We start from the raw sequence: 907 nt of genomic DNA, 5'->3' as shown, positions 1-907 counted from the left end.
AATGTCAGCGTGGTGCTGCGGGAGCCTTCGGCAGAGGCCTGGTATCTGTGGCAGGAAGTACTCAATGGTGATGGAGAGGATGACGATACCCTGTCGGTGGTGGCGAAAACCCGCCGTAACCTGGAAGCGGATGTGACGCTGTTCTGCGATGTCCTGTGTGATACGGATCTGCAGCGGGTGTTCACTCCGGACGACCGTGAGCAGGTGCTGGCCGTCTATGGTCCGGTACATGCCCGGTTGCTGCGTCAGGCACTGGAACTGATCGCTGATGCAGAGTCGGCCAGAAAAAAGTAGCCCGCCCGGAAATTCGCTTTCTGATGCGACTTGCGCTCCGTCTGGGGCGCACCTTATCCGAACTGCGGCACAGCCTGAGTGCGAGCGAGGCGATGATGTGGATGGAGTTTGACAGGGTGTCCCCGCTGGGTGATGAGCGCGGGGATATCCGTAATGCACAGATCGTGAAAGCGGTTTTCGGGGCACAGGGGATGAATGTTGCACTGAAGGACGCCATGCTCTGCTGGGGCGAGGATGAGGATAAGCCGGAGGTGGATCCGTTTGCGGCGCTGGAAGACGCGCTGAGCTTTGCAGCAATGTCATAAATAATGATGAAAACCTGCTGTGGCAGGTTTTTTTTGCCCGGAGAAAGGTGAATGGCGACGTTACGTGAACTGATTATCAAAATTTCGGCAAATTCACAGTCATTCCAGTCGGAGATCCAGCGGGCGTCCCGTATGGGCAGTGAATATTACCGGACCCTGCAGAATGGCGGGCGTCAGGCCGCTGCGGCAGCCCGGGAGCAGCGACGTGCCCTGGCTGAGCTGAACAGCCAGTTGACGGAAATTCGCGGTTCTGCTGTCGGAATGGCTGGCGCATTTGCCGGTGCCTTTGCCACCGGACACCTGATTTC

Annotated in this window: 3 protein-coding genes; all 3 read left to right on the top strand. The window is 57.9% G+C overall.

Features of this window, described 5'->3' with window-relative positions; translation table 11 throughout:
- Positions 1–294: phage tail assembly chaperone (locus HEN33_RS25145; protein WP_000295573.1), on the top strand; the 294-nt coding region annotated here is incomplete at its 5' end.
- A gap of 23 nt (positions 295–317) precedes the next feature.
- A complete protein-coding gene (locus HEN33_RS25140; RefSeq protein WP_024238956.1) occupies positions 318–599 on the top strand; it encodes a phage tail assembly protein T in 282 nt (93 codons plus the stop codon).
- Between the two features lie 51 nt (positions 600–650).
- A partial coding sequence (locus HEN33_RS25135; protein WP_140006016.1) for a phage tail tape measure protein occupies positions 651–907 on the top strand: 257 nt, incomplete at its 3' end.

It is taken from the genome of Escherichia sp. 94.0001, from assembly GCF_013369155.2.
GTDB classification, from domain to species: Bacteria; Pseudomonadota; Gammaproteobacteria; order Enterobacterales; family Enterobacteriaceae; genus Escherichia; species Escherichia coli_F.
The sequence above is the reverse complement of the archived record's forward strand: the minus strand, read 5'-3'. Positions and strand labels throughout refer to the sequence as shown.

Coding starts and splice junctions, on each gene's coding strand:
- HEN33_RS25140 (WP_024238956.1), top strand. CDS start 318: ATGCGACTTGCGCTCCGTCTGGGGCGCACCTTATCCGAACTGCGGCAC.